The sequence below is a fragment of the Arthrobacter sp. H41 genome (assembly GCF_000520535.1).
Taxonomy (GTDB): domain Bacteria; phylum Actinomycetota; class Actinomycetes; order Actinomycetales; family Micrococcaceae; genus Arthrobacter_D.
Genome location: NZ_KI914796.1, coordinates 46,393 through 49,270, shown reverse-complemented (window position 1 = coordinate 49,270; position 2,878 = coordinate 46,393). Strand labels below are relative to the sequence as shown.

The 2,878-nt window shown below is 66.7% G+C and carries 4 protein-coding genes; all 4 read left to right on the top strand.

Features of this window, described 5'->3' with window-relative positions; genetic code table 11:
- Positions 1 to 915: molybdopterin-dependent oxidoreductase (locus Y705_RS21315; protein ID WP_155850014.1), on the top strand; the 915-nt coding region annotated here is incomplete at its 5' end.
- Positions 916 to 1,052: 137 nt separating this feature from the next.
- Positions 1,053 to 1,628: a sugar O-acetyltransferase gene (locus Y705_RS0109750; RefSeq protein WP_026532717.1), complete on the top strand. Its 576-nt coding sequence runs from the start codon at positions 1,053 to 1,055 to the stop codon at positions 1,626 to 1,628.
- A complete protein-coding gene (locus tag Y705_RS0109745) occupies positions 1,625 to 2,191 on the top strand; it encodes a TetR/AcrR family transcriptional regulator (protein ID WP_026532716.1) in 567 nt (188 codons plus the stop codon). Before Y705_RS0109750 ends, Y705_RS0109745 begins: the two co-directional genes overlap by 4 nt.
- A partial coding sequence (locus Y705_RS21310; RefSeq protein ID WP_216698775.1) for an MFS transporter occupies positions 2,188 to 2,878 on the top strand: 691 nt, incomplete at its 3' end. The genes Y705_RS0109745 and Y705_RS21310, both read left to right, overlap by 4 nt.

Sequence of the window (2,878 nt, the reverse complement as noted above, 5' to 3'; positions counted from 1 at the left end):
CCGGTGCCCGCCGGGGTCGAGGTGGATGTGGAAGGGGTGACCTCCTGGGTGACTCCCAACCAGGATTTCTACCGCATCGACACCGCGCTCAGCGTGCCGCAGCTCGATGCCGAAACCTGGGAACTGCGGGTACACGGCATGGTCGAGGAGGAATTCACCCTGTCCTTCCAGGATCTCCTCGACGCCGATCTCATCGAGCGCCACGTCACCCTGACGTGTGTCTCGAATCCGGTGGGCGGCGGCCTGGTGGGTAATGCGAAATGGCTGGGTTACCCGCTGCGCGAGGTGCTGAAGCGGGCCCGGCCCACCGAGGGTGCAGACATGGTGCTCTCGACGAGCTCCGACGGTTTCAGCGCCTCGACTCCCCTCCCCGTGCTCCAGGACGAACGCGATGCCATGCTGGCGGTCTCGATGAACGACGAGCCACTTCCCCTCGAACACGGCTACCCGGTCCGCATGGTAGTCCCGGGGCTCTTCGGCTACGTCTCGGCCACCAAATGGGTCGTTGACCTCGAGGTCACCCGATTCGCTGACCAGACGGCCTACTGGACCGATCGCGGCTGGTCGGAGAAGGGGCCCGTCAAGACGATGGCGCGCGTCGAAGTGCCGAGGGCGTTCGCGAAGGTCGCCGCAGGAACGGTCAGGATCGGCGGTTCAGCCTGGTCGCAGCAGCGCGGCATCACGAAGGTCGAGGTGTCGGTGGACAACGGCGAGTGGGAGGAGGCAACCCTCGCCGAGGAATACTCGGTGGATACCTGGCGCCAGTGGTCGCACGAGCTCAACCTCGACGCCGGCAGCCACACGGTCCAGGCCAGGGCCACCGACGCCGTCGACGGCCTGCAGACGGAGGAGCGTGCGGACACCGTGCCGAACGGCGCGTCAGGCTGGCAGTCCGTGCAGTTCTCGGCGGGATAGCCGGCGCAGGCAGTCCCACGGCGGAACTTGCGCAGGTTCGGTGGGTGCCGACGTCGCACACCCACCACTCCTGCACGATGTTGCGCAAAAAGTGCAGCAGCGCGCAGAGCAGGACTCGAATATGTACAATTGTACATATGACGGAGCACTTCGATGACGGCCGCTCGATGCGGGAACGCATGCTGGCCGGGGACCCCTACATTGCCGACGACGAGGAGCTTGCCACTGCGAGCACCCGGGCGATCGAGCTCGCCGACCGGTACGGGCGTGTATGGCCCGCCCATCGTGAAGAGGCCGCGCACATACTCGCGGACCTGCTCGGCCACTTGGGCGAGGACTCGGAAATCCGGCCCCCGTTGTTCGTCGATTACGGTCAGCACATCCGGATCGGATCGCGAACCTTCATCAACTACAACCTCACCGCGCTGGACGTTGCTGCCATCACTATCGGCGACGACGTGCAGATCGGGCCGAACGTCCAGTTATTGACCCCCACGCACCCTATCGAGCCGGGCCCTCGCCGGGACAAGCTCGAAGCCGCGAAGCCCATCACCATCGGCAACAACGTGTGGATCGGCGGGGGCGTGATCGTCCTGCCCGGCATCACGATCGGGGAGAACACGGTGATCGGAGCCGGAGCGGTCGTCACCCGGGATGTACCCGCGAACGTCGTCGCCGTCGGCAATCCGGCGCGGGTCACCCGCAGCATATGAGCGCCGCCAGAAAGGCTTCGCGTCCCCGCCGGCATGATCCGGAGCGCCGCGATCGCCTGATCGACGTCGCACTCGACGTGATCGCCGAACATGGGGTAGCGGGCACCACCCACCGCAAGGTAGCGGCCGCGGCGGACGTTCCCCTGGGGTCGATGACCTATCACTTCGCCGGGATCGAGGACCTGCTCACAGCAGCGTTCACCAAACTCGCCACTACCGCGGCAGATGGCTTCGAGGACGCACTCCGCACAGCGGATGGAACGGAAGCAGCCCGCGAAGCCGTCGTCGGCCTCATCACCGGCGAACTCCTCGGGTCCCGGCGAAACGTGCTGCTGACCTACGAGCTGTACGCCCTCGCCGCACGCAACCCGGACGTGCGCCGGGTCACCGATGCGTGGATGGCCCGCAGCAGGACCGCCCTGGAACACCATTTCGACCCGCCAACCACCATCATGCTCGACGCCCTCATCGAAGGCCTCTCGATCCACCGCGCCCTGGCCCTGGACCCCACGCCCAACGCCGTTGTCCGCGACGCCGTCAGAAGAATAGTGACTTCCTCATGACCCCCTCAGCGATGCCCGGCATCGCCACCACGCCCAGTACGACATCGGAACTGCCCCGTGCGCGGGTAGCGGTTGCAGTCCTGTTCTTCACCAACGGAGCGATCTTCGCGAACCTCCTCCCCCGCTACCCCCAGCTCAAAACCGACCTCGAGCTGACGAACACCGCGTTCGGACTGGCGGTGGCGGCCTTCCCGCTGGGCGCGCTCGTCGCGGGACTGACGGCAGGCGTACTTGTCCGCCGCTTCCGCTCATCCCGGGTTGCCGTCGTGGCAACACTGCTGACCGCGGTGGGGATCCTCCTGGCCGGCATCGCACCCACCTGGGCCTTCCTGGCGGGCATGCTGTTCCTGGCGGGAGCACTCGACTCCATCACTGACGTTGCACAGAACTCCCACGCCCTGCGGGTGCAGAAACGCTACGGGCGCTCCATCATCAATTCCTTCCATGCGGTCTGGAGCATCGGGGCCGTCACCGGAGGAGCACTCGGCGCGGCCGCCGCGGGAATGGAGCTACCGCTCGGCCTCCACCTCTCGATCTCGGGCCTCGTCTTCAGCGCCATGGCGGTGGGCTGCTACCGATTCCTCCTTGCCGACCCCGAACCGGCGGACCCGGCGGAACCGGCGGACCCGGTGGACTTGGCGGAACCGGCGGGTTTGGCGGAACCGGCGGGTTTGGCGAACCACAAGA

What these genes read in the sequence shown, in the direction of transcription:
- Y705_RS0109745 (WP_026532716.1), top strand. Translation starts at nt 1,625, where the DNA reads ATGAGCGCCGCCAGAAAGGCTTCGCGTCCCCGCCGGCATGATCCGGAG.
- Y705_RS0109750 (WP_026532717.1), top strand. Translation starts at nt 1,053, where the DNA reads ATGACGGAGCACTTCGATGACGGCCGCTCGATGCGGGAACGCATGCTG.